This window comes from Monashia sp. HAY1-11D (assembly GCF_056868035.1).
Genome location: NZ_CP200320.1, coordinates 1,979,799 through 2,002,045, shown reverse-complemented (window position 1 = coordinate 2,002,045; position 22,247 = coordinate 1,979,799). Strand labels below are relative to the sequence as shown.

22 protein-coding genes are annotated in these 22,247 nt (G+C 73.3%); 3 read left to right on the top strand and 19 right to left on the bottom strand.

From position 1 onward, the window contains the following. Window positions 1-2: 2 nt before the first annotated feature. Genes AC1VM9_RS09305 through AC1VM9_RS09295 form a run of 3 tightly spaced genes read right to left on the bottom strand, consistent with a single transcriptional unit; the run spans window position 3 to window position 3,789 of the window. Window positions 3-860 carry an FAD binding domain-containing protein gene (locus AC1VM9_RS09305; RefSeq protein WP_483122416.1) on the bottom strand — a complete coding sequence of 286 codons (858 nt, stop codon included), beginning with the start codon at window positions 858-860 and terminating at the stop codon, window positions 3-5. Continuing rightward, window positions 857-3,310 carry a xanthine dehydrogenase family protein molybdopterin-binding subunit gene (locus AC1VM9_RS09300; protein WP_483122415.1) on the bottom strand — a complete coding sequence of 818 codons (2,454 nt, stop codon included), beginning with the start codon at window positions 3,308-3,310 and terminating at the stop codon, window positions 857-859. Before AC1VM9_RS09300 ends, AC1VM9_RS09305 begins: the two co-directional genes overlap by 4 nt. Next, a complete protein-coding gene (locus AC1VM9_RS09295; protein ID WP_483122414.1) occupies window positions 3,307-3,789 on the bottom strand; it encodes a (2Fe-2S)-binding protein in 483 nt (160 codons plus the stop codon). The genes AC1VM9_RS09300 and AC1VM9_RS09295 overlap by 4 nt, the downstream gene beginning before the upstream one ends. Window positions 3,790-3,980: 191 nt before the next feature. Between AC1VM9_RS09295 and mgrA the strand changes: the two genes are divergently transcribed. After that, the gene (gene mgrA / locus AC1VM9_RS09290) at window positions 3,981-5,024 is read left to right on the top strand and encodes an L-glyceraldehyde 3-phosphate reductase (RefSeq protein WP_483122413.1); all 1,044 of its coding nucleotides are present in this window, start codon (window positions 3,981-3,983) and stop codon (window positions 5,022-5,024) included. A 119-nt stretch (window positions 5,025-5,143) separates the two neighbouring features. Here mgrA and AC1VM9_RS09285 read toward each other — a convergent pair whose 3' ends face one another. The 3 genes from AC1VM9_RS09285 to AC1VM9_RS09275 form a co-directional block, all read right to left on the bottom strand. Further along, a complete protein-coding gene (locus AC1VM9_RS09285; protein WP_483122411.1) occupies window positions 5,144-5,935 on the bottom strand; it encodes a S1 family peptidase in 792 nt (263 codons plus the stop codon). A 136-nt stretch (window positions 5,936-6,071) separates the two neighbouring features. Continuing rightward, entirely contained in the window at window positions 6,072-6,908 is an 837-nt protein-coding gene (locus tag AC1VM9_RS09280) for a sterol desaturase family protein (protein WP_481340236.1), read from the bottom strand. Further along, complete coding sequence (locus AC1VM9_RS09275) at window positions 6,908-7,651, bottom strand: FadR/GntR family transcriptional regulator (RefSeq protein WP_483122410.1); 744 nt, start codon at window positions 7,649-7,651, stop codon at window positions 6,908-6,910. Before AC1VM9_RS09275 ends, AC1VM9_RS09280 begins: the two co-directional genes overlap by 1 nt. Before the next feature lie 84 nt (window positions 7,652-7,735). On the opposite strand from AC1VM9_RS09275, the gene AC1VM9_RS09270 reads away from it, so the two are divergent. Then, on the top strand, window positions 7,736-8,218 hold the full coding sequence (locus AC1VM9_RS09270) for a PaaI family thioesterase (protein WP_483122409.1): 483 nt from the start codon (window positions 7,736-7,738) through the stop codon (window positions 8,216-8,218). Window positions 8,219-8,222: 4 nt separating this feature from the next. On the opposite strand, the gene AC1VM9_RS09265 is transcribed toward AC1VM9_RS09270, so the two are convergent. The 6 genes from AC1VM9_RS09265 to AC1VM9_RS09240 all read right to left on the bottom strand — a co-directional run bounded on the left by AC1VM9_RS09265 (window position 8,223) and on the right by AC1VM9_RS09240 (window position 15,593). Beyond that, complete coding sequence (locus tag AC1VM9_RS09265; protein WP_483122408.1) at window positions 8,223-9,407, bottom strand: XdhC family protein; 1,185 nt, start codon at window positions 9,405-9,407, stop codon at window positions 8,223-8,225. Then, on the bottom strand, window positions 9,400-10,527 hold the full coding sequence (locus tag AC1VM9_RS09260; RefSeq protein WP_483122406.1) for a vWA domain-containing protein: 1,128 nt from the start codon (window positions 10,525-10,527) through the stop codon (window positions 9,400-9,402). The genes AC1VM9_RS09265 and AC1VM9_RS09260 overlap by 8 nt, the downstream gene beginning before the upstream one ends. Then, entirely contained in the window at window positions 10,524-11,411 is an 888-nt protein-coding gene (locus AC1VM9_RS09255; RefSeq protein ID WP_481340224.1) for an AAA family ATPase, read from the bottom strand. Before AC1VM9_RS09255 ends, AC1VM9_RS09260 begins: the two co-directional genes overlap by 4 nt. A gap of 79 nt (window positions 11,412-11,490) precedes the next feature. Beyond that, window positions 11,491-12,162 carry a nucleotidyltransferase family protein gene (locus tag AC1VM9_RS09250; protein ID WP_483122405.1) on the bottom strand — a complete coding sequence of 224 codons (672 nt, stop codon included), beginning with the start codon at window positions 12,160-12,162 and terminating at the stop codon, window positions 11,491-11,493. A gap of 46 nt (window positions 12,163-12,208) precedes the next feature. Continuing rightward, window positions 12,209-14,167 (bottom strand): ABC transporter substrate-binding protein, encoded by a 1,959-nt coding sequence (locus AC1VM9_RS09245; RefSeq protein ID WP_483122404.1) that lies wholly within the window; start codon window positions 14,165-14,167, stop codon window positions 12,209-12,211. 220 nt (window positions 14,168-14,387) lie between these two features. Next, complete coding sequence (locus AC1VM9_RS09240; protein WP_483122403.1) at window positions 14,388-15,593, bottom strand: Gfo/Idh/MocA family protein; 1,206 nt, start codon at window positions 15,591-15,593, stop codon at window positions 14,388-14,390. Window positions 15,594-15,953: 360 nt separating this feature from the next. Here AC1VM9_RS09240 and AC1VM9_RS09235 point away from each other — a divergent pair, with 360 nt between their 5' ends. Beyond that, the gene (locus AC1VM9_RS09235; protein ID WP_483122402.1) at window positions 15,954-16,472 is read left to right on the top strand and encodes a putative immunity protein; all 519 of its coding nucleotides are present in this window, start codon (window positions 15,954-15,956) and stop codon (window positions 16,470-16,472) included. A 13-nt stretch (window positions 16,473-16,485) separates the two neighbouring features. Here AC1VM9_RS09235 and AC1VM9_RS09230 read toward each other — a convergent pair whose 3' ends face one another. The 7 genes from AC1VM9_RS09230 to AC1VM9_RS09200 form a co-directional block, all read right to left on the bottom strand. Continuing rightward, window positions 16,486-16,827: a DUF2200 domain-containing protein gene (locus tag AC1VM9_RS09230; RefSeq protein ID WP_483122400.1), complete on the bottom strand. Its 342-nt coding sequence runs from the start codon at window positions 16,825-16,827 to the stop codon at window positions 16,486-16,488. Between the two features lie 65 nt (window positions 16,828-16,892). Next, window positions 16,893-17,618 (bottom strand): esterase family protein, encoded by a 726-nt coding sequence (locus tag AC1VM9_RS09225; protein ID WP_481342956.1) that lies wholly within the window; start codon window positions 17,616-17,618, stop codon window positions 16,893-16,895. Window positions 17,619-17,647: 29 nt separating this feature from the next. Beyond that, window positions 17,648-18,799, bottom strand: a complete 1,152-nt coding sequence (locus tag AC1VM9_RS09220; protein WP_483122399.1) for an alpha/beta hydrolase — start codon at window positions 18,797-18,799, stop codon at window positions 17,648-17,650. After that, window positions 18,796-19,734, bottom strand: a complete 939-nt coding sequence (locus tag AC1VM9_RS09215; RefSeq protein ID WP_483122398.1) for a type 1 glutamine amidotransferase family protein — start codon at window positions 19,732-19,734, stop codon at window positions 18,796-18,798. The genes AC1VM9_RS09220 and AC1VM9_RS09215 overlap by 4 nt, the downstream gene beginning before the upstream one ends. Window positions 19,735-19,760: 26 nt before the next feature. Beyond that, window positions 19,761-20,990 (bottom strand): ATP-grasp domain-containing protein, encoded by a 1,230-nt coding sequence (locus tag AC1VM9_RS09210; RefSeq protein WP_483122397.1) that lies wholly within the window; start codon window positions 20,988-20,990, stop codon window positions 19,761-19,763. 120 nt (window positions 20,991-21,110) lie between these two features. Next, window positions 21,111-21,533, bottom strand: a complete 423-nt coding sequence (locus tag AC1VM9_RS09205) for a YciI family protein (RefSeq protein ID WP_483122395.1) — start codon at window positions 21,531-21,533, stop codon at window positions 21,111-21,113. Window positions 21,534-21,720: 187 nt separating this feature from the next. Beyond that, window positions 21,721-22,101, bottom strand: coding sequence for a DUF805 domain-containing protein (locus AC1VM9_RS09200; RefSeq protein WP_483122394.1), 381 nt, complete (start codon window positions 22,099-22,101; stop codon window positions 21,721-21,723). Window positions 22,102-22,247: the final 146 nt, after the last annotated feature.

The window sequence follows — 22,247 nt, the reverse complement described above, 5'->3', positions numbered from 1 at the left end:
GATCACGCCCCCGCCGCGGCGAGGACGGCCCGGCGCGTCAGGACCGTCGCCAGGTGCCGCCGGTAGTCGGCGTCGCCGTTGAGGTCCGAGGGCGGGTCGGTGCCCTCGGCGACGGACGCCACGGCCTCGCGGATCGCCTCGTCGGTGGCCTGCTTGCCGACGAGCGCCTGCTCGACCGCCCTGGCGCGCAACGGCGTCGAGCCCATGTTCGTCAGGCCGACGCGGGCCTCGGCGATCGAGCCGCCGTCGGTCCGGACCGCCGCCGCGACCCCGACGATCGACCACTGGTGGCTGACCCGCACGAACTTCTCGTAGTGCGCCCCCCACCCGGTGTGCTTCGGGATGCGGATCTGCGTCAGCAGCTCGCCGTCGCCGACGGCCGTGGTGAAGAGGTCCTCGAAGAAGTCGTCCGCCGCGACCGTGCGCGTCGACCCACCCGGGCCGGCGATGACGAGCTCGGCGCCGAGCGCGAGCGCCGGAGCCCCGACGTCCCCGGCCGGGTCGGCGTGCACGAGCGCCCCACCGATGGTGCCCCGGTGGCGGATCTGTGGGTCGGCGACGGTGCGGATCGCCTTGGAGAGCAGGGCCGCGTGCGTCGACACCGCCTCGGACGCGAGCACCTCGGCGTACGGCGTCATGGCGCCGATGACGAGGTGGTCGTCGTCCTCGGAGATGCCGCGCAGCTCGGCGATGCGGCCGAGGTCGACGACGACGCCGGGGGCGTTGAGCCGCATCCGCAGGATCGGCAGCAGGGACTGCCCGCCGGCGAGGACCTTGGCCTCGTCGCCGTGCTCGGCCAGCGCGGCGACGGCCTCCTCGACGCTCGACGGGGCGAGGTAGTCGAACGATGCGGGGATCACTGGTCGCTCCCTTCACCGAGGCCGGCGGCCGGGTCGGCGTTCGGCGCTCCCTCGTCGAAGTGGGGTTGGGCGTCGCGGTCGCCCTCGGTCGTGACGGCTGCCCCCGCCTGGATCGCCTTCCACACCCGCTCGGGGGTGCACGGCATGACGAGGTCGTCGACGCCGAGGTGGCGCACGGCGTCGACGATGGCGTTGACGACGGCCGGCGTCGACGCGATGGCTCCGGCCTCACCCACCCCCTTGGTGCCGAGCTTGGTGTACGTGGAGGGCGAGGTGGTGTGGTCGGTGACGAAGCTGATCGTGTCGGCCGTCGTGGGCAGCGTGTAGTCGACGAAGGAGCCCGTGACGAGCGTGCCCTGGTCGTCGTACTCGGCGCCCTCCCACAGAGCCTGCGAGATGCCCTGGACGAGGCCGCCGTGCACCTGGCCCTCGACGATGAGCGGGTTGATGATGGTGCCGATGTCGTCGACGCACACGTATTTGCGCATCGTCGTGGCGCCCGTCTCGGTGTCGACCTCCATGGCGCACAGGTGGGTGCCGTGCGGGAACGAGAAGTTCTCGGGGTCGAAGGTCGCGTCCGCGTCGATGCTCGGCTCGACACCGTCGGGCAGGTTGTGGCCGGTCCACGTCGCGAGCGCGACGTCGGCCATCCCGACCCCCTTGTCGGTGCCCTTGACCCCGAAGCGACCCCCGGTGAACTCGATGTCGTCGACACTCGCCTCGAGCAGGTGCGCCGCGATCGGCTTCGCCTTCTCGATGACCTTGTCGGCGGCCCGGACGACGGCCTCGGCCCCGACGACGAGCGAGCGCGAGCCGTAGGTGTCCATGCCCTTGGGGGCGATCTGGGTGTCGCCGTGGAGCACCTCGACGTCCTCGAACGGCACGCCGAGGCGGTCGGCGACGATCTGGCTCCACGCCGTCTCGTGCCCCTGGCCGTGCGGCGAGGTACCGGTGAGGACCTCGACCTTGCCGGTGGCGAGCATCCGGATGCTCGCCGACTCCCAGCCGCCCGCGGCGTAGTTGAGCGCGCCGAGGATGCGCGAGGGCGCCAGGCCACACATCTCGGTGAACGTCGAGATGCCGATGCCCAGCTGAACCGGGTCGCCGGACTCACGGCGTCGCTTCTGCTCGGCGCGCAGCTCGTCGTAGCCGAAGAGCTCCTTGGCCTTGGCCGTCGCGGCCTCGGCGTTGCCGGGGAACTCCTCGTGCGTGATCCAGTTCTTCTCGCGGATCTCGAGCGGGTCGACGCCGACCTCGACGGCGAGCTCGTCCATGAGCCGCTCGATGGCGTACGTCGCCTCCGGGCGTCCCGCGCCGCGGTACGCGTCGACCCACGTCTTGTTCGTCAGCAGCGTGCGGACGGTGAAGTGGTAGGCGGCGAACTTGTAGATCGAGTTGAACATCCAGGCGCCGAGCACCGGTACGCCACCGCCCACGAGGCCGACGTACGCGCCGAGGTCGGCGAGCAGCTCGACCTTGAGCCCGGTGACGGTGCCGTCCTTCTCGGCGGCGAGGGTCAGCTTCTGCCACTGGTCGCGCCCGTGATGGCCCGACAGCAGCGACTCGGAGCGGGTCTCGGTGTACTTGCACGGCTTGCCGACGAGCCGGGCGACGGCGATGGTCGCGAACTCCTCCGGCGTCGTCTGCAGCTTGCCGCCGAAGCCGCCGCCGACGTCGGGCGCGATGACACGCACCTTGGACTCGGGCATGCCGGTGGTGGCCGCGACGAGGAACTTGAGGATGTGCGGCACCTGCGTCGAGGTCCACACGGTCAGCTGCTCGCCGGTCGGGTCGCAGACGGTCGAACGCGGCTCCATGAAGGCAGGCAGCAGCCGCTGCTGGCGGTACTCCCGCTCGATGAGGATGCCGCCCTCGCGAGCCCTCGCGATGGCCTCCTCGACGTCGCCGCCCGAACCCTGGGCCGCCGAGTCGAGCGTCCAGACGGCGCTCGTGTTGGTGCCGAGATCGGGGTGGGCGAGGACCTCGTCCTTCGCGGCCTCCTTGAGGTCGAGGACCGCCGGCAGCTCCTCGTAGTCGACGTCGACGAGCTCGACGGCGTCGCGGGCGGCCGCCGCGGAGCGCGCGACGACGACCGCGACGATCTCGCCGGAGCACGCGACGTGCTCGACGACGATCGGCAGGTGGTCCGGGGTCTTCTGCTCGGCGTTGAGCGGCCACGCCGTGGCGACGAGGCCCTGCTTGCCCTCGACGTCGGCGCCCGTGACGACGGCGACGACGCCCGGGGCCGCCTTGGCAGCGGCCGTGTCGATGGCGGTGATCCGGGCGTGCGCGAAGGGGCTGCGCACCATGGCGAGGTGGAGCATGCCGGGCAGCTGGATGTTGTCGGTCCAGCGGGTGCGGCCGGTGATGAGGCGCTGGTCCTCCTTGCGGCGTCGGGCCCTGCCGATTTCGCCGCCCGCCTCGGTGGGCCGGTCCTCGGTGATCGTCATGAGGACACCGCCTGCGAGCTGAGGTCCCTGGCCGCCTGCTGCACGGCCTTGACGATGTTGTGGTAGCCCGTGCAGCGGCACAGGTTGCCCTCGAGGCCCTCGCGGATCTCCTGCTCGCTCGGGTCGGGGTTGTCCTTGAGCACGTCGCAGGCCTGCATGATCATGCCCGGGGTGCAGTAGCCGCACTGGAGCGCGTGGCACTCGTGGAAGGCCTTCTGGACGGGGTGGAGCTCGCCGTCGGTGGTGAGCCCCTCGATGGTGGTGACCTCGTGGCCGTCGGCCTGGACGGCGAGGACGTTGCACGACTTGACGCTCGTGCCGTCGAGGTGGACGGTGCACGCACCGCAGTTGCTGGTGTCGCACCCGATGACGGTCCCGGTCTTGCCGAGCGTCTCGCGCAGGTAGTGGACCAAGAGGGTCCGGGGCTCGACGTCGTCGGAGTACTCGACCCCGTCGACGTTCACGGTGATACGGGTCATTCGCTGTGTCCTCCTGCCGCGCTGCAGTTGACTTCCCACGGTGAGTCTTTGCCACAAGTGGTTGGCGCACAAGGGGCTGTCGCCACGGACGCCGGACGGACCCCGGACGAGGCGGGCGCCGGACGCAGACCCGGCCGCCGGATCGGGACGCGGCCTCGTCGGCGCTTGCCCCGCGGGGCAGACTGTCGCCCATGACGTTCCACGCCGACGACTACCAGGCGCTCCCCTCGCGCTATGACTCGATGACCTACCGCCGGACCGGCCGCTCCGGCCTCGACCTGCCGGCCGTCTCGCTCGGCCTCTGGCACAACTTCGGCGACGACGTGCCGCTCGAGAACCAGCGCGCGACGCTGCGCCGGGCCTTCGACCTCGGCGTCACTCACTTCGACCTCGCGAACAACTACGGTCCGCCCTACGGCAGCGCCGAGCGCAACTTCGGCACGATCTTCGCCCAGGACTTCAGGCGCTACCGCGACGAGCTCGTCATCAGCAGCAAGGCCGGCTACGACATGTGGCCGGGCCCCTACGGCCAGGGCGGCGGCAGCCGCAAGTACGTCCTCGCGTCGCTCGACCAGTCGCTGCAGCGGATGGGCCTGGACCACGTCGACATCTTCTACAGCCACCGCTTCGACGACACGACGCCGCTGGAGGAGACCATGGGCGCGCTCGACACCGCGGTGCGCCAGGGCAAGGCCCTCTACGTCGGCATCTCGAGCTACTCGGGGGCGCGCACGCGGGAGGCCGTCGAGATCCTGCGCTCCCTCGGCACGCCGCTGCTCATCCACCAGCCGAGCTACTCGATGCTCAACCGCTGGGTGGAGGAGGACCTGCTCGACGTCCTCGGCGAGGAGGGTGTCGGGTGCATCGCGTTCAGCCCGCTCGCGCAGGGGATGCTCACCGACCGGTACCTCGACGGCGTCCCCGAGGGCTCGCGCGCCTCGCAGGGCAAGTCGCTGTCGACCGACCTGCTGACCGAGCAGAACCTCAAGCACGTCCGCGCCCTGAACGACATGGCGAAGGAGCGGGGCCAGTCACTGGCGCAGATGGCGCTGGCCTGGGTGCTGCGCGACGATCGGGTCACCTCGGTGCTCGTCGGCGCCTCGTCGGTGCGCCAGCTGGAGAACAGCCTCGGCTGCCTCGACAACCTCGCGTTCACCGACGACGAGCTGCGCCGCATCGACGAGCACGCCGTCGAGGGCGGCATCAACCTCTGGAAGACCTCCAGCGCCCACTGACCCGAGCCCACCGACGACCGTTGGTCACCGAACCGTTCCGACATGCCGCGTCGACACGCGGGTGCGGCGAGGACGGTGGATCAACGGTCGTCGGTCGGGCCGAGGCGCTCCGCCTCCGCTCAGTCGAGGAAGCTGCCGACGAACGCGAGGACGTCGGGCCGGTCGACGCGGAAGACGCCGCCCGTGCCACCGCACGTCGAGTTGATCCCGAACGAGGTCACGGCCGCGACGACGTTCGAGCTGCCGAGGAAGTTCGGCCCGCCCGAGTCACCGAAGCACGTGCCGCCCGAGCTCGCGTTGTTCGACAGCAGCAGCGACTGCGGGCCGGTGAACCCGGTGTTGACCTGGAGCAGGTACGGGTGCGCCACCATGCGGATGCGCAGGGCCTGCTCCTTCCACGACGCGGCGTCCGGGAACGACTGCTGCAGGCCGTAGCCCACGGCCGTGAACGTCGTCGAGCGGCGCGGCTTGAGCGCGTCGAGCTGGTTGCTCGACGGCAGGGCACCGTAGGCCGGCATCGCCATCGGCTCGTCGAGGACGACGACGCCGACGTCGTGGAGGTAGAACGCGTCGGTGTCGAAGTCGGGGTGCGTGTACGGCGTGCCGCCGACCTGTCCCGTCGTGGGGTAGCCGTTCTGCGGGCGGCCGTTCTCGACGTCGGACTGGAACCAGATCTCGACGTGGGCGGCAGGCGCCTCGGTGCAGTGCCCGGCGGTGAGGTACACCGTCGGGCTGAGCAGCGTGCCGGAGCAGCGCCAGAGCGGGTTGCCCTTGGCGTCCTGGGCGACCATGAGCCCGACGAACGGGTGGGCGTCCCCGTCGAGCGCCCCGTCGGTGATCGCGCCGGCCCGGGCCGCTGCCCCGGAGACGAGCGCGAGGGTCGCGACGAGCGCGAGCCAGAGCTTCTTCATGAGCTGACCTTTCGAGGGCTGGCACGCCGCGGCGAGCGGCGCGTCCCCCCGAGGGATGCCGCCACCGTAGGCCAGCCCGGGCGTCCGCGTCTCGCCGTTCCCGAGAGTTTCCCGGGAGTTCGGTGGGAGCCCGCCGTCAGGCGACGCCGCCGCGCGGCCGCCAGCCCGGGCCGCGGAGCAGGTACCCCACGCGGTCGCGCCACGAGGCGGCGGCCCGTACGTCCGACCAGATCGACGCGTACTCGTGCGTCGCGACGACGAGGGGGTTGTACGTGCGCAGCTGCGTGGTCAAGCCGTAGAGGACGCGCTCGCCCTCGGGCTCGAAGGTGCCGAAGAGCCGGTCCCAGACGATGAGGATGCCGCCGTAGTTGCGGTCGAGGTAGGCGTCGTTCGTCCCGTGGTGGACGCGGTGGTGCGACGGCGTGTTGAGGACGAGCTCCACCGGGCGCCAGAGGGTCCCGACGCGCTCGGTGTGGAGGAAGAACTGGTAGACCAGCGAGACGGACTGCTGCAGGAAGATGGCCCAGGGAGGCACCCCGAGGATCGCGAGCGGCGCCCAGAACGGCACGCCACCGAACGGCGTCCACGTCTGGCGGAGCGCGGTCGAGAGGTTGTAGCGCCGGCTCGAGTGGTGCACGACGTGGCTGGCCCACAGGATCCGCACCTCGTGGTGCGCCCGGTGGTACCAGTAGTACGCGAGGTCCTCGGCAAGGACGATGACGACCCACGTCCACCACAGCGCCGTGTCCAGGCGCAGCGGGCTCAGCTCGTAGAGGGCCGCGTAGACGACGAGCTGGACCGCCTTGTAGCCGACGCCGACGCCGACGCTGCCCAGACCCATGGCGAGGCTGGTGGCCGTGTCCCGCACCTCGTAGCCCACGACGTCGTCGTCGGGCGCGAACCACAGCGAGGCGACCTCGACGACGATGAACAGGACGAAGAACGGGATCGCCGCGAGGATGAGGTCGACCATCACGCCCCCTCGGCCGCGCCGGCACGGACCCGGGACGTGCCGCTCTCGCCGAGCGCCTCCCAGACGTCGAGGGCCTGGCGCAGGATGGCGTCGGCGAGCCGGGCCGCCTCGTCGGCGTCGCCGGACGCGATGGCCGCCCCGAGCGGTCGGTGCGGCAGCAGGTCGGCGCGGTCGGCCGCGAGCAGCGCCTCCATGACCTCGGGCCGGGCGTCGATCGCGTGGACGAGCGAGTTGAGCGCGAGGCGGAACGCGAGGTTGCCGGACGCCTCGACCACCTCGAGCCAGAAGGCGCGGTCGGCGTCCGTCGACGAGGCGTCGTCGTAGGCGGCCGCCGCCGCGGTGACGCGCACGCGGGCCTCGGGCGTCGCCCGGAGCGCCGCGAGCCGTGCCGCGTCGACCCCGATGCAGCGACGCATCTCCAGCCCGTCGCGCAGGACGCCGGGCTCGAGCGCGCCGCCCGAGCGGGCCAGGTGGGCGAGCAGGTCGAGGCCCGCGCTGCTGCGCACGTCGAGGACACGGGTGCCGCCGCCGTGGACGACGCGGACGAAGCCCGCCGCCTGCAGGCGCTGGAGCGCCTCGCGGACCGCGTGCCGGTTGACGGCGAAGGAGACCGCGAGCTCGCGCTCGGGCGGGAGGTTCTCGCCGGGGGCGAAGCGACGCGTCAGGACGGCATCGCGCAGCTCGGCGAAGACCTCGTCGGAGACCGACCGTCGGGCCACAGGGGAGAATCCATGCTCGTCCATGCGCGACACCCTGCCCGACGAGTGGCGCACTCATCAAGAGGTTGGACCAATTTCGCGAGGCGGTCCGCCCGGTAGGTTGGCGCCGTGCCCGACACCGACGTCACGACCCTCAGCATCCAGGAGCGGCTCTACCCGGACCTGCCCTGCTTCGGCTGCGGCCAGGCCAACGAACGCGGACTGCGGCTGCGCAGCTACCCGCTCGGCGCGGCGGCGGCCGACGGCGTCACCGCGTCGTTCACGCCGTGGCCGGAGCACGACAACGGCCTCGGCTACCTCAACGGCGGCATCATCAGCACGGTCCTCGACTGCCACAGCGCGGCCGCGGTCATGCTCGAGGCGGAGCGCGGCGGGTGGCCACCACTGCCCGGCGCCGACCTGTCGTACGTCACGGCCGGGCTCGACGTGCGCTACCTGCGCCCGGCGCCGCTGCACGACACCGTCGAGCTGTTCGCGGCGGTCGTCGAGGCATCCGAGCCGCAGATGACCGTCGAGGTGCAGCTGCGCTGGGACGGCAAGGTGCGCGCGCAGGCCACCGCGCTGTGGAAGCGCTGGCGGCCGCGCGCCTGAACGTTCAGGTCGACGCCCCGGCGTCCGGCTCCGTGTCGTGCGCGGGATGGTGGTGGTGGATCGGGCCGGCGAGGTCGCCGAGACGCTCGCCCCCACCGCCCCACCGCAGCGCGATGATCTCGGCGGCGATCGAGACGGCGGTCTCCTCGGGCGTGCGCGCGCCGAGGTCGAGCCCGATCGGCGAGCTCATCCGCGCCAGCTCGGCATCGGTGAGGCCGGCCTCCCGCAGCCGCGCCAGCCGGTCCTCGTGGGTGCGCCGCGAGCCCATCGCCCCGATGTAGGCGACGTGGGGCAGGCGCAGCGCCACCTCGAGCAGCGGAACGTCGAACTTCGGGTCGTGGGTCAGCACCGCGATGACGGTGCGGGCGTCGACGCGCCCCGCCTCGACCTCGGCGGTGAGGTAGTCGTGCGGCCACGTGACGACGACCTCGTCGGCCCCGGGGAAGCGGGACGCCGTCGCGAAGACGGGTCGGGCGTCGCACACGGTGACGTGGTAGCCGAGGAACCCCCCGACACGGGCGACCGCGGCGGCGAAGTCGATGGCGCCGAAGACGAGCATGCGCGGCTTGGGCGCGTGCGCGGCGACGAAGACCCGCATGCCCTCGCCCCGACGCTCACCGTCCGGCCCGTAGGTCAGCGTGCCGGTCGTGCCCTGGGCGAGCATGCCGCGCGCGTCGTCGCGCACCGCGTCGTCGGCGCGTTCGCTGCCGAGGCTCGAGACGGACCGGGCGTCCCCGGCCTCCTCGGCCTCCTCGGCGTGGATGACGAGGCGGCGCCCGACCCGTGACGGGTCGGGGTGCTCGATGACGGTCGCGACGGCGACCGGGCGCCCCGCCGCGATGTCGGCGGCGACCTCGCCGAGCTCGGGGAAGGTGTCGCGCGAGACCTTCTCGACGAAGACGTCGAGGATGCCGCCACAGGTCAGGCCGACGGCGAAGGCGTCGTCGTCGCTGACCCCGTACCGCTGCAGCACGGGGGTGCCGGACGCGACGACCTCCTGGCCCAGCTCGTACACGGCACCCTCGACGCAGCCGCCCGACACCGACCCGACGGCCTCGCCGCCGGGACCGACGAGCATCGAGGCGCCCGGCTGGCGCGGCGCCGAGCGCCACGTGCCCACGACCGTGCCCACGCCGACGGTCTCGCCGGCCGACCACCAGCGCATCAGGTCCGGGAGCACCTCACGCACGGGCCACCACCTCGATCAGCTCCTCGAACGCGGCGAGCGAGTGGCCCGCCACGAAGTCGTCAACGTGCGGCAGGGCCGCGACGATTCCCTGCTGCACCGGCTCGTAGCCGACCTTGCCGCGGTGCGGGTTGGCCCAGACGACGCGATGGGCGAGCCCGGCCAGGCGGCGCATCTGCTCGCCGAGCACCTCGGGCCCGTCGCGCTCCCAGCCGTCGGAGACGACGACGACGACGGCGCCCCGGGCCATGCCGCGCCGGCCCCACCGGTCGAGGAAGGCGCCCACGGAGTCGCCCAGGCGGGTGCCGCCGGACCAGTCCGGCACGACGCGTCCCGCGGCCCTGAGCGCGCGGTCAGGGTCGCGCTCGTGCAGGGCCCGGGTCACGTGCGTGAGCCGGGTGCCCATGGTGAACACCTCGACGTGGTCACAGCGGCGGACGTAGGCGTGCGCGAGCCGTAGCAGGCTGTCGGCGTAGGGACTCATCGAACCGGACACGTCGACGAGGAGAACGACGCGTCGGGCCCGGACTCCCCTGCGCCGGTGGCGGATCCGGCCCGGCTCACCCATCCGGCGCAGCTGTTCGCGCAGCGTCGCCGGGCCGTCCACCGTGCCCGACCGCGCCCGCACGTGGCGTCGGGCCCGCCGGCGCGGGGACCGCGGGTCGAGCGCGTCGAAGAGCCGCGCTGCGGCCGCGCGCTCGGCGGCGCTCAACGTGGCGAGGTCCCGGTGCCGGAGCACCTCGGTGTCGCTGGCGCGGGCCCGGACCGTGTCGCCGGCCGACGAGTCCTCGCCCTCCGTCTCGGCACCGAGCGGCGCCCGGCGCACCGGCGGACGGGCGACATCCGCGCGCGAGCCCCGGCGCACCTCCTCCGGGCCGAACCAGCGCTCGAACACCTCGTCGTAGACCGGGAAGTCGGCGGGCACCGACGTCAGCGTGGCCCGCCCGGCCCAGTAGACGCCCGTCCGCCGCGCGACGCCGACCGTGGCGACCGCCACGAGGAAGGTGCGCTCGCGGTCGGCGGTCACGGCCAGCCCCGCCGCCCGCAGGGCCCGGGCGAAGCCGAGCAGCCACGCGTCCGGCGGCGCCTCGGCCGGCCGGTCGGCGAGCGCCCCCGAGGTCATGCCGTGAGCAGCCTGTCGAGCGCGGCGCGGACCCGCTCGGAGTCCTCGCGGTACTTCAGGGCGGCACCGAGCGTCGCAGCCGCCACCTCGGTGTCGAGGCGGGTGGCGCCGACGGCCTCGAGGGCGCGGGCCCAGTCGAGGGTCTCGGCGACGCCGGGCACCTTGATGAGCTCGCCCGACGCGCGCAGCCGTTGGACGACGGCCACGACCTGGCCCGCCAGCGCCTCGGATACCTCGGGCAGCCGGGACCGCACGATCTCGAGCTCGCGGGCCAGGCCGGGGTGGTCGATCCAGTGGTAGAGGCAGCGACGCTTCAGCGCGTCGTGCAGCTCCCGGGTGCGGTTGGAGGTGAGCACGACGAGCGGCGGGGTGGCGGCACCGATGGTGCCGAGCTCGGGGACGGTGACCTGCCACGTCGAGAGCACCTCGAGCAGGAACGCCTCGAACTCGTCGTCGGCGCGGTCGATCTCGTCGACGAGCAGGACGCAGGGCGCCGAGCGCAGGGCCTCGAGGACCGGCCGCGCGAGGAGGAACCGCTCGTCGAAGAGCTCCTCCTCCAGGGCCCGGGCGTCGCCGCCCGCGTCGCGCGAGACCGCCTCGACGGCCCGCAGGTGCAGGATCTGGCGCGGGAAGTCCCAGTCGTAGAGGGCCTGGGTCGCGTCGATGCCCTCGTAGCACTGCAGCCGGATCAGCCGCAGGCCGAGCGCCTCGGCGAGGGCCTCGGCGAGGGCCGTCTTGCCCGTGCCCGGCTCGCCCTCGAGCAGCAGCGGACGCGAGAGCCGCCCGGCCAGGAAGGTGACGGTGGAGAGCGCCTCGTCGGCGAGGTAGCCGGTGCGGGCGAGGGCCGACGCGACGTCGGCGGGGCTGGCGAGGGCGGGCTCCATGCCCCGAGCATCGCCGATGAGCGGCCCCGGTGGAAGCGGGGCGGGGCGTCGACGGCCCGGCAGCTGCCGGGGAACGGCGTCAGGGGCTCGCGTCGAGCTCGCTCCAGGTGTCGGCGTCGCGGCCGGTCGCGAGGTCGCCGCACTCGACGAGCTCGTGCGCGTGGGTGCGGAAGTGGTCCCGCGCGCCACGGTCGCCCACCGCGGTGGCGACGACGCTCTCCCAGTGGTCGCGCCCGATGAGGGCCGGGTGGCCGGGCACGCCGTCGTAGACGGCGCGGCGCAGCACCGCCCGGCGGTGCCCGTCCGCGGCGTCCGGGGCCAGGGCGTGGCCGGCACCGACGACGGTGCCCTCGTCGGCGCCGAGGACGCGGGCGACGACCTCGGCCGTCAGGTCCGGCAGGTCCACGAGGCTGACGAGGACCGCGTCGACGACGCCGGCGCCCTCGTGCGCGGCGCGCGCGAGGGACGTGAGCCCGGCCCGGAGCGAGGCGCCCATGCCCTCGTCCCAGTCGGGGCAGCGGACGACGTCGACGTCGTGACCGAGCCTGCCGACGAGGACGGCCACCTCGTCGGCCGCGGCGCCGACGACCACCGTGACGCCCGAGCAGCCGCCCGCGAGGAGCACCTCGACGCCCCGCTCGACGAGCGTCGGCTCGTCGGGCGTGCGGCGCACGAGCGCCTTGGGGCCGCCCATGCGGCGGCCGGCGCCGGCCGCGAGGAGCAGGCCGCGCACGTGCGGGACGGTGCTCATGCCCCGACGCTACGGGACGCGTGCCAGCGACGGGTGCCGTGACGCGTCAGGAGATGGCCGCGAGGTCGACGGTCCACACCGGGTTGGCCGGGACCCGGTGCACGCGCGGCCCGGTCGCCACGTGCGTCATCGGCTGCAGGAGCGGCACGAACGGCCCCCGCTCGTTCATCGCGACCTGCCAGGCTGCGTAGGCGCCCGGGCGGTCGTCACCGACGGACTCGCGCGCCGCCTCGGTCAGCCCGTCGACGAGGGCGTCCTGGCCGCGCTGCCAGCCGGCGCGCAGGCCGACGAGCTCGCCCGGGGCGAAGGCGAGGTAGCTTTCCGGGTCCGGGTAGTCGGGGTTCCAGCTCCACAGGCCGAACGCGCTGCGGCCCGACCGGTACGCGGTGAGGGCGCTCGACGAGGGCTTGGGGTCGAGGACGACGCGGATGCCGACCTCGGCGAGCTGGTCCCGGACCTGCGCCGCGATGGTGCTGCGCTGGATGCCCGCGATCGGCACGTCGACGGCATAGGTGAGCGGGACCGGCTCGCCGCGGTAGCCCGAGCGACGCAGCGCTGCGCGGGCGCCCGCGAGGTCGCGAGGTGCGGCGGTGCGGACGGCGGTCGGCGGCGGGAAGGCACCCGTCCGACCCGGGGCAGGCGTGCCGGTGCCACCGGTGTGACCCGTGTCGCCGGTGCCGGGCGCCGACGGCGTCGCCCCGGGCGGGGCGGGGGTGCCGGTCGGGGTGGAGTCGCCCGTGTGCGTCGGAGCGGGAGGCACCGTCGGGACGGCGCCGTCCTCGAGCGAGCCGACGATGCCCGAGGGCACGAGGCCGGCGGCCGGGTGCGCGTCGCCCGCGGCCCGGGCCAGGGCGTCGACGTCGAGACCCTTGCGCACCGCCTCGACGAAGGACGGGTCGGCGGTCCACCGGTTGACGCGCGGGTTGCGGGAGAGGGAGAGGAAGGCGAGCGTCGAGGACTTCGACGCGGTGACGGCGACGGGACGGGGCGCGTCGCCCGTCGTCCCGTTCGTCGTCGTGCCCGTCGCCGTGCCCGTCGCCGTGCCCGTCGTCCCGTCCGGCCCCGGCGCCGCCGTGCCCGACGCTGGCGCGGTGCCGGTGGCCGCTGTGCCGCCCGTGGAGGTGGACGTGGAGGTGGCGGTCGCCGCGGCCGTCAGGGCCGCGGCCTGCGCCGGTGAGAGGTCGAGGGCGACGTCCGCGCGTCCGGACCGGACGTCCCCGACCTGGTCCCGGGGCGCGACGTCGCGCAGCACGACCTCGGAGAAGGCAGGGGGCGCGCCGGTCCACACGGGGTTCGCCGCGAGCGTGACCCGGCCCGACGTGGCCGAGGTGAGCACGTAGGGACCGGAGCCGGCCGAGTGCCCCGACAGGTAGCGGGCCGCGGTGTCGCCGGGGCCGATGGCGCCGCCGTTGGCCTTGACCGCCGCCGAGTTGAGGATGCCGAACGCCGGGTTGGCCAGGATCGCCGGCAGCGCGAAGTTCGACCGCGGCGAGCTGAGCGTGAAGGTGCGGTCGTCGACCTTGACGATGTTGACGGTGCCGAGGATGGCCGACGCCGTGCCGCCGAGGCCCTGCGCGCGCTGGAGGGTGAAGACGACGTCGTCGGTGGTCACCGGGGTGCCGTCGGAGAACACGAGGCCCCGGCGCAGGCGCATCGTCAGCCACCGGCCCTCGGGCGAGAGGGTGTACTCGGCGATGCCCGGGACGACCTTCGTCGGGTCGGTGCGGTCGAGGTCGGTCAGGGTCTGGTAGACCGCCTTCGACACGAGCAGGCCGCTGCGGTCGAACTGGCGCGTCGGGTCCAGGGTCGCGTGGTCGAAGACGGTGTCGACGACGAGCGGCTCCCGGGTCGTCTCCGTCGGGGCGGGCGCCGTGGCCCGCGACGTGACGGCGGTGCCGGTTGCCGTCGGGCCGGCGCCCGGCGTGGCATCGGTGCAGGCGGACGCGAGCAGCGCGACGAGCCCGGCGACAGCGACCGCTGCGTGGCGGGCGACGCGTCGAGGCACGGGGGTTCCTTCGCTGCTCGAGGGGCCGACCCGTACGGGGACCGGCGAGGCGGTGGACGGTGCCGGCCCGGCCGCCGCGCCTGCCGGACGACGCCCGGTACTGTGCGGCGCAGTCTATCCGGCCCCGCCCACGGCCACCGTCGACGTCTGCGCCGGGCGGCGGACGGACCGGTACGGACCCGGTCCGCTCAGGGCGGCGCCCCGGCGAGGGTGACGGGCCTCAGGCCTGCCCGGTCGCGAACCATCCCGCGACGTCCGCGTCGAGGCCCGGCACGTCGACGGCCCCGCCACCCGAGCGCAGCGACGCCGTCGCGCACACCGCGGCCGCCACGGCCTCGCGGGCGGCGACCGGTGAGGTCATCGTCGGGCCGCCCTCGCGGGCGAACCGGACGAACTCGGCCACGAGCAGCGGGTCGGCGCCGCCGTGCCCGGTCGCGTCGGCCGCCGGGATCTCGATCACCTCGTCGGCGTCCTCGCGGTAGGTGTCGGTGCGCCGGGTCCACACCTTGACGCGCGCGCCGGGGCCGTCGCCGAAGTTCTCGAGGCGGCCCCTCGTGCCGATGACCGTGTAGTTGCGCCAGTAGTCGGGCGTGAAGTGGCACTGCTGGTAGCTGGCGAGCACGCCGCCGTCGAGGACGAGGTTGGCCATCGAGATGTCCTCGACGTCGACGACGGGGTGCAGCTCGCGCTGAGCGGTGGGTGGCCAGCTCTCGAGCGAGTACCAGTCCGCCATCCGCCGGTCGGAGTTGTCGCGCCGGTCGGTGATGGCACCGTAGACGGCGAGGTCACCCACGGCCGCGACGCGTCGGGTGTAGGCCCCGGCGAGCCAGTGGATGACGTCGATGTCGTGGGCGCCCTTCTGCAGGAGCAGGCCCGTCGTGCGGGTGCGGTCGGCGTGCCAGTCCTTGAAGTAGTAGTCGCCGCCGGCCGAGACGAAGTGGCGGCACCAGACCGCCTTGACGGCCCCGATCGTGCCGGCCTCGACGACCTCGCGCATGGCCCGGACCACCGGCAGGTGACGCATGTTGTGCCCGACGTAGAGGCGGGTGCGGCTGCGCGCGGCGGCCGCGAGGATGCGGTCGGCGTCCTCGACGGTCGTCGCGAGCGGCTTCTCGACGAAGGTCGGCAGCCCCGCCTCGAGGGTGCGCACGGCGTGGTCCGCGTGGAGGTGGTCCGGCGTGAGGACGAGGACGGCGTCGACGTCGGGCCGCACCTGCGGCGAGAGCAGCTCGTCGAGGCTGTCGACGAGGCGGACCCCCTCGACGCGCTCGGCGGCGTCGCGGCGTCCGCGCTCGGCCGTGTCGCACACGGCGGTGACGCGGCTGCCCTCGCCGGGGCGGTGGGCGTACCGGACGAGGCTGGCACGCAGGCCGAAGCCGATGACGGCGAGCCGCAGGTCCGGGCCGGACGTCATCGGTTCCGTCATCGGGTGGGCCGCCTTTCGCGGGGCTCGGGTGTGGTGCGCGTTGGTGATCGGCTGCAGATGGTGGCGAGCATAATCCGTCACGGACTGCCCGCCGGTGCGGATCGTCGGAGCCCGCGATCCCGGGTTCCCGCGCGCCAAAGTTTGCGCGCCGGACCCACGTTTCGCGCGCTTCGTTCAGCAGCGCGCGAAACATCCGGGCACGCGGGAGGACTCCTCCTGGATCGACGCCGAAGATCGCCGCCAGGGTGCGGATCGTCACGAGCGCGCGATCCAGGGTTCCCGCGCGCCAAAGTTTGCGCGCCGGACCGACGTTTCGCGCGCTTCGTTCAGCAGCGCGCGAGTCGGGGTCACAATGGCCGGGTGCCGATCCTGCCGACCCAGCGTGACCCGCGGTTCATCACGATCCGCCGCGGCGGCACCCTCACCGACGAGGACCACCGGCTGCTCGCCGAGTGGGCGCTCGCCTGCGCCGAGCACGTGCTGCCGCTCTTCGAGGCCGCCGGTACCGGGGACCGGCGGGTCCACGAGGCCCTCGACATCACCCGGTCGTGGATCCGCGGAGAGGTGCCGATGCGTGTGGCCCACCAGGCCGCCTTCACCGCCAACGCCGCCGGACGCGGGCTGCCCGACCCGGCGCGGTTCGCCGCCCTGTCGGCCGGCCAGGCCGTGGCCGTCGCCCACGTCGCCGCGCACGAGCTCGGCGCGGCCGCCTACGCGATCCGTGCCGCGTCGGCGTCGGTCCCCGGTGACGAGGCGGAGGTCGCGCGGCTGCGAGAGCGGGACTGGCAGCGCGACCGGCTCCCCGATGCCATCCGCGAGCTCGTCCTCGACGACCAGCGCCTGCGCAGCCCGATCTGCTGGAACACCTTCGACGACTGACCGGGCGTGGCCCTCAGGCGCGGAGGACCTTGCCCAGGGGCTTGCCCCTCGCCAGCTCGTCGATGAGCTTGTCGAGGTAGCGGATCTTCTGCATGAGCGGGTCCTCGACCTGCTCGACCCGGACGCCGCAGACGACCCCGGTGATCTTCGCCGCGTTCGGGTTGAGCCGGGCGTCCGCGAAGAACTCCTCGAAGGTCGTGCCGGCCTCGAGGTGCTCGCGGAGCCTGGCGTCGTCGAAGCCGGTCAGCCACTCGATGACCTCGTCCACCTCGGCCCGGGTCCGGCCCTTGCGCTCGGCCTTCGCGACGTAGAGCGGGTACACCGACGCGACGCTCGTCGTGAAGATCCGGCTCACGCTCGTGAGCGTACCGAGGACAGCGTCACGGCGTCACGGCGTCACGGCGTCACGGCGTCACGGCGTCACGGCAGCAGGTCGTCGAGGTAGGTCGGCAGCATCTGCCACCACGTCGGCCAGTCGTGGTCGTAGGTCGGCCCCCAGTCGTCGACCCGGTTCGGGATGCCCTTTGCCCCCAGGACGTCCGCGACCGCCCAGGCCTCGCCGACGTCCTCCCACCGACCGCTGCCCGACGCGAGGACGACCATCCGCTGGCGCAACGCCTCGAGGTCCGGCCCGTCGAGGTCGGGCAGGAAGTGCAGCGGCGAGCTGAAGTAGAGGTCCTCGGTGAAGCGGCCCCCGATGAACTTCTCGATGGCGTAGGTGCCGCTCATGCAGACGGCGGCGTCGACGAGGTGCGGGTAGCGGCACGTGACCGCGAGCGCGTTGAAGGCGCCGATCGAGGCGCCGGCGACGACGACGCGCATCCGGCCGCCGCTGTCGGAGTGGATCGCCGGGATGATCTCGGAGGCGACGGCGTCGTGGAAGGCGTTGAAGAGGGCCATCCGGTACTCGGTGGACCCGCGGCGCTCGGCCATCGCCTGGCCCGCGACGCTGTCGCACGAGTACACCTTGGCGCGTCCGGCGTCGACGAGCGGCATGAGGTGGTCGACGAGCCGGTGCCGCTCGACCTCCTCGGCGTCGCCGCCCGCCGTCGGGAACAGGAGCACCGGCGCACCCCACGTGCCCCAGCGGGCCACCGTGATGTCCTGCCCGAGCCGGTCGGAGTACCAGCGGTCCGTCACCTTCATGCGTCAGCTCCTGCCCTCGGCGTGTGTCGTCACTCGTACACGAACTTCTGCGGCCCCGGGAAGACCCACGTCAGCGCGTCGCCGAGGCGGTCGCGCCAGTTCTCCCAGTTGTGGCCGTCGCGGGCCTCGGTGTACCGCACCCGCATGCCGGTGTGCCGGAACACGGGCACCATCGACCGGTTCGGCGTGATGAGTGGCTCGTAGACGCCGCACGACATGTGGATGCGGTCCACGACCGCCGTCGGCCGGGCCCGGTACCGGTTGACGAACTTCACGACGGGGTCGAACGCCGGTCCGCCGCCGTGGTCGAACCCGATGTCGGTGAAGACGAGGGATGCCGACTGGAGCACCAGAGAGCCGAAGAGCCCCGGGTAGCGCACGGCCGTCGACAGCGACGCGATGCCGCCGAACGAGGAACCCATGAGGCAGCGGGCCTCGGGCGCGTCCTCCAGCGGCAGCCGTTCGGTGAGCAGGGGGACGAGCTCGCGCGCGACGAACCGGGCGTGGGGCGCGTGGTTGGGGTACTCCTTGAGCCGGTCGCGCGGCGCCACGAAGGCGACGACGAGCGGGTCGACGTCGAGCCGGTGGATGAGGTTGTCGAGCACGGTCCGCATCGCCGCGTACTCGAGGTAGTCCGTGCCGTCGTGGACGACGAGGAGCGGGTAGCGCTGCGCCCGGTTGAACCGCGCGGGCAGGTAGATCTGGACGGGCTGGTCGCGGCGCAGGGCCTTGCTGCGCACGACCTCCTCGACGAGGGTGCCCTGCCGCGCCTCGGGGTCGAACGACACCCAGTCCGGGACCCGGTAGCCGACCGCCGCGCACACCGACGAGGACCCCATCGGGCTGTGCGCCATACGGGGGTTGAGCGGGTCGTTGAAGCGCTCGTGGTGATCCCCCTTGCGGATCTCGACCTGGTACTCGACGCGTGAGCCCTCGGGCAGCACGGTCGTGACGGCCCACAGGTCGGACTCGCCGATCCGCTTGAGCGGCAAGGGGTCCGGCAGCCCGACGACGCGGTGGCGGATCCACGCCTCGTCGACGTCGCCACGGTAGAGGAAGGTGGCGCGCTCGCCCTCGATGATCGGGCACCCCCACCGGGCGATGAACCGGTCGATGGCCGGGCCGTCCAGCGGGACGCGGTCGCGCAGGCCGTTGACGGCCAGGCGTGTCGGGGTGCTCATGCGGCCCCCTCCACGGCGACGTGCCCCGTGACGTCGAGGTAGCGCGTCCCCTCCGGCAGCGGGTCGGCCGCCGGGGGCGCACCGGCCTTGAGGCGCACCACCGCGCCGTCGTCGAGCAGCACGAGCCGGTGCTCGGGAAAACGCCGGGCCAGCACGGACATGCGCTCGTGGTCCTCGAGGCGCAGCCGGCGTCGGGCGTGCGGCAGGACGAGCAGGCCGGGGACGCGTCCGAGCCCGGTGTCGTGCACCTCCGGGGCCGTGACGCCGTGCGGGGTGTGGTCGTGGAAGAGCACGACCCGGTCGGTGAGGACCATCGCACCGGCCGACCACGCCACGACGTGCTGCTCGGCCCGCAGCGTCACGTCGAACAGCCGCAGCGTGCGCAGCAGCGTCCGCACGTCGCCGCCGGCGACGACGAGCGCGCCGCATTCGTCGAGGACGGCGCCGATCTCGCCCCGGTGCCAGCCGATGAGCTCGCTCTCCTCGCGCGGCGTGCGCTCGAACGTGGCGGCGTACAGGCCGGCGAGCTCGGCGGAGTACCAGCGGTCGACGTCGCGCACCGCCTCGATCGCCGCCTCGACGGCCACCGGGCCGACACCGTGCAGCGAGGTGCGGTGGGCAACCGCGTGGACGGCGTCGACGGCGCTCTGCAGCCGGATGCCGTAGAAGGCACGCAGCTCGTCCTGGCGGTCGCGGAAGGCGAGCGCGGCGGCGGCGACCCGCCGGTCCTTCGTGAGCACGTCGATCATCCGGTGGTACAGGCGCAGGTTGACACCACGGCCGTCGAGCAGGCCGTTCAGCTCGGCGTCCTCGGACTCGCGCTCCTCCCAGCCGGCGTTGACGACGGCGACGCGCCCGGGCACGTCGAGGGACCGCACGACCGGTTGCACCGTCGTGGTGAACCGCTGCGGTCCGAGGAGGATCGTCTCTGGCACTGGTCTCCGGTCGCCGCGCGCGACGCTCAGCCGGCGTGGACGCGGATGGTGCGCCCCACGTCGTCGAGCATGGCGCGCGTCGTGTCGTAGTCGGGGTGGCGCATCCGTACCCACGCGTTGGCCATGTATCCCGCCTCGACGGGCTGGGTGCCGTGGCCCTGCGGCGGGAAGTGGCCGTCGATGACCCACTCGCCGTAGCGCGCCTGGATCTCGTCGATGCCGGAGTAGCCCCGGATGACGCCGTCGTGGTCGGGCCGGAGGGCGACGATGCCCGCCGAGTAGGTCCGGCGCATCGGATGCTCGGGACGCCCGTGCGTGATGACGTGGGCCCACTCGCGGTAGACGTCGACGTCGTTGGCTGCGGAGTAGAGGTCCCACGCTCCCACGCCGGGTGGCCGACAGCCGATCTCGCTGAACCGCAGGCCCTTCGGGCCGTAGAACCACTCCATGTGGGTTGCCGACGTCTCGATGCCGAGCGCGGCGATGACGCGGCGGCCGAGCTCGCGCACCTCCGCGTAGAACGTGTTGGCGGGGTCGTCGATGCGGTTGGTCGTGATGAACTCCGGCGAGATCCAGCGGTGGCGCATGGCCTCGAGGACGTTCGGGTAGTAGTGCGTGGCCCAGTCGTGCACGACCTCCCCACCGAGCGTGATGGTGTCGTAGAAGCCCTCGTGCCCCTCGACGAACTCCTCCACGGCGATCGAGGTCGACCCCTCGGCCCCGAACGCCCCGAGGGCGGCCTCGAGCTCGCGGTCGTCGTCGACGCGGGTCGTGCCCTGCGCGCCGGCCCCCGCGCGCGGCTTGAGGATGAGCGGGTACCCGACCCGCTCGGCGAACTCCCTTGCCTCCGTAGCGGACTCGACCGCGGCGCTGGCCGCCGTGGGCACCCCCGCCTCGCGCAGCGCGTCCTTCATCGACGGCTTGTCGCGGCACAGCCACGTCGTGCGCACGCTCGTGCCCGGGATGCCGCACGCCTCGCGCACCTGCGCCGCCGGCATCGTGTGCGCCTCGACGACCGCCTCGAGGGCGTCGATCCACACCTTGTCCTGGAAGAAGCGCACGGCGTCGACCATCTGCCCGACGTCGGTGACCGAGCCGACGCGGTAGTACCCCCGCAGCGAGCCGAGGAGGTCGTCGCCGAGGTGCCCCTCCTCCGACTCGCCGATGCCGTAGACGTTCGCCCCGACCGACGCGAGCGCCTGCACGAAGCGGCGCTGGTTGGCCGGGAAGGACGGCTCCACGAAGATGATGTTCACGGGCCCGACGCTAGCGGGCCGGGCGGAGGGGCGCCACGGGTCGACGCGGCGGTCCGGGGGTGTCAGCGCCGGTCGACGCGCGTGGTGTCCCGGCTCAGGCGTCGCGGCTCAGGTCCCGGCTCAGGCGTCGCGGTGGCCCTGGGCCGCGTCGATGACGTGGGAGCCCTGCTGCTCCTGGATGTCCGCGGGGAGGTCCTCGAACTCCATGACGCGCCGCACCTCGACGGACACCTCGGGGAACAGGTCGGCGAAGCGGGTGCCGAGCTCGACGGCCTCGTCGCGGGAGGCCACGTCGATGACGGCGAACCCACCGACGACCTCGCGGGCCTCGGTGAACGGGCCGTCGGTGACCGACGGGGTGCCGCCGGACCGCTTGGTGATCATCGCGCCCTCGTCGCTGCGGTGGACCCCCTCCGCGGCGAGCAGGACGCCGGACTCGGCGCACTCGGTCATGAAGGCGCCCATCTTGTCGATGAACTCGGGGCTCGGGTTCCACGCCTCCGGCCGGGTCTCGTCGAGACGGTGGATGAGCAGGTAGCGCATGGGTTCTCCTCTGGTCGGTGCGATCTGCGTGCGGCCGGGCCGGGTCGGCTCCAGCCTCCACCACGACGTCGCTCGGTGGCGACGCCTTTCGACACGGCAGGCCGTTCGGATCCCGCAGGACCCCGGACACGCGGCGACGCCGCCCACCCGGAGGTGGACGGCGTCGGGGCGTTCGTGCGGTGACGCGTCAGGCCGTCGCCGGGGCGGCGCCGGACTCGATGCCCTTGGGGTCCGCGCCGTACTGGTTGGCGCCGCGGTTGCCCTCGGTGGCGAAGAAGACGATGAGGACGATGGCGCCGACGACCGGGACCAGCCCGATGAGCAGCCACCAGCCCGTGCGGTTGGTGTCGTGCAGGCGCCGGATGCCGACGGCGATGCTCGGCAGCAGCACGGCGAGCAGGTACAGGACGTACAGCACGTAGAAGATCGACGAGTGGGTGGCCGAGTAGAGGACGTTGAGGATGCCGCCGATGATGACGTTGAACAGCGTGAACATCCAGTACTCGGTGCGGCGGGCGCGGCCCGAGAACCCGACGTAGTTCTTGAGCACCTTGGTGTACCAGTCCATGAGTGAGACTCCCTGTGGATTCAGTGGAGCGCAGGATCGCGCGAGCGGACTCTAGCGTCGGCGACCCGCGCCGGAGCCCGTTCCCGGGCACGGGGCCGGACACGAATCGGTCACGGCTTGGTGGCTGCCGTGTGTCCGTCTCGCGT

Excerpts from the sequence above, each read along its gene's own strand:
- AC1VM9_RS09300 (WP_483122415.1), bottom strand. The coding sequence starts at position 3,310 with ATGACGATCACCGAGGACCGGCCCACCGAGGCGGGCGGCGAAATCGGC.
- AC1VM9_RS09295 (WP_483122414.1), bottom strand. The coding sequence starts at position 3,789 with ATGACCCGTATCACCGTGAACGTCGACGGGGTCGAGTACTCCGACGAC.
- mgrA (WP_483122413.1), top strand. The coding sequence starts at position 3,981 with ATGACGTTCCACGCCGACGACTACCAGGCGCTCCCCTCGCGCTATGAC.
- AC1VM9_RS09285 (WP_483122411.1), bottom strand. The coding sequence starts at position 5,935 with ATGAAGAAGCTCTGGCTCGCGCTCGTCGCGACCCTCGCGCTCGTCTCC.
- AC1VM9_RS09280 (WP_481340236.1), bottom strand. The coding sequence starts at position 6,908 with ATGGTCGACCTCATCCTCGCGGCGATCCCGTTCTTCGTCCTGTTCATC.
- AC1VM9_RS09275 (WP_483122410.1), bottom strand. The coding sequence starts at position 7,651 with ATGGACGAGCATGGATTCTCCCCTGTGGCCCGACGGTCGGTCTCCGAC.
- AC1VM9_RS09260 (WP_483122406.1), bottom strand. The coding sequence starts at position 10,527 with ATGACCTCGGGGGCGCTCGCCGACCGGCCGGCCGAGGCGCCGCCGGAC.
- AC1VM9_RS09255 (WP_481340224.1), bottom strand. The coding sequence starts at position 11,411 with ATGGAGCCCGCCCTCGCCAGCCCCGCCGACGTCGCGTCGGCCCTCGCC.
- AC1VM9_RS09250 (WP_483122405.1), bottom strand. The coding sequence starts at position 12,162 with ATGAGCACCGTCCCGCACGTGCGCGGCCTGCTCCTCGCGGCCGGCGCC.
- AC1VM9_RS09240 (WP_483122403.1), bottom strand. The coding sequence starts at position 15,593 with ATGACGGAACCGATGACGTCCGGCCCGGACCTGCGGCTCGCCGTCATC.
- AC1VM9_RS09225 (WP_481342956.1), bottom strand. The coding sequence starts at position 17,618 with ATGAAGGTGACGGACCGCTGGTACTCCGACCGGCTCGGGCAGGACATC.
- AC1VM9_RS09220 (WP_483122399.1), bottom strand. The coding sequence starts at position 18,799 with ATGAGCACCCCGACACGCCTGGCCGTCAACGGCCTGCGCGACCGCGTC.
- AC1VM9_RS09205 (WP_483122395.1), bottom strand. The coding sequence starts at position 21,533 with ATGCGCTACCTGCTCATCCACCGTCTCGACGAGACCCGGCCGGAGGCG.
- AC1VM9_RS09200 (WP_483122394.1), bottom strand. The coding sequence starts at position 22,101 with ATGGACTGGTACACCAAGGTGCTCAAGAACTACGTCGGGTTCTCGGGC.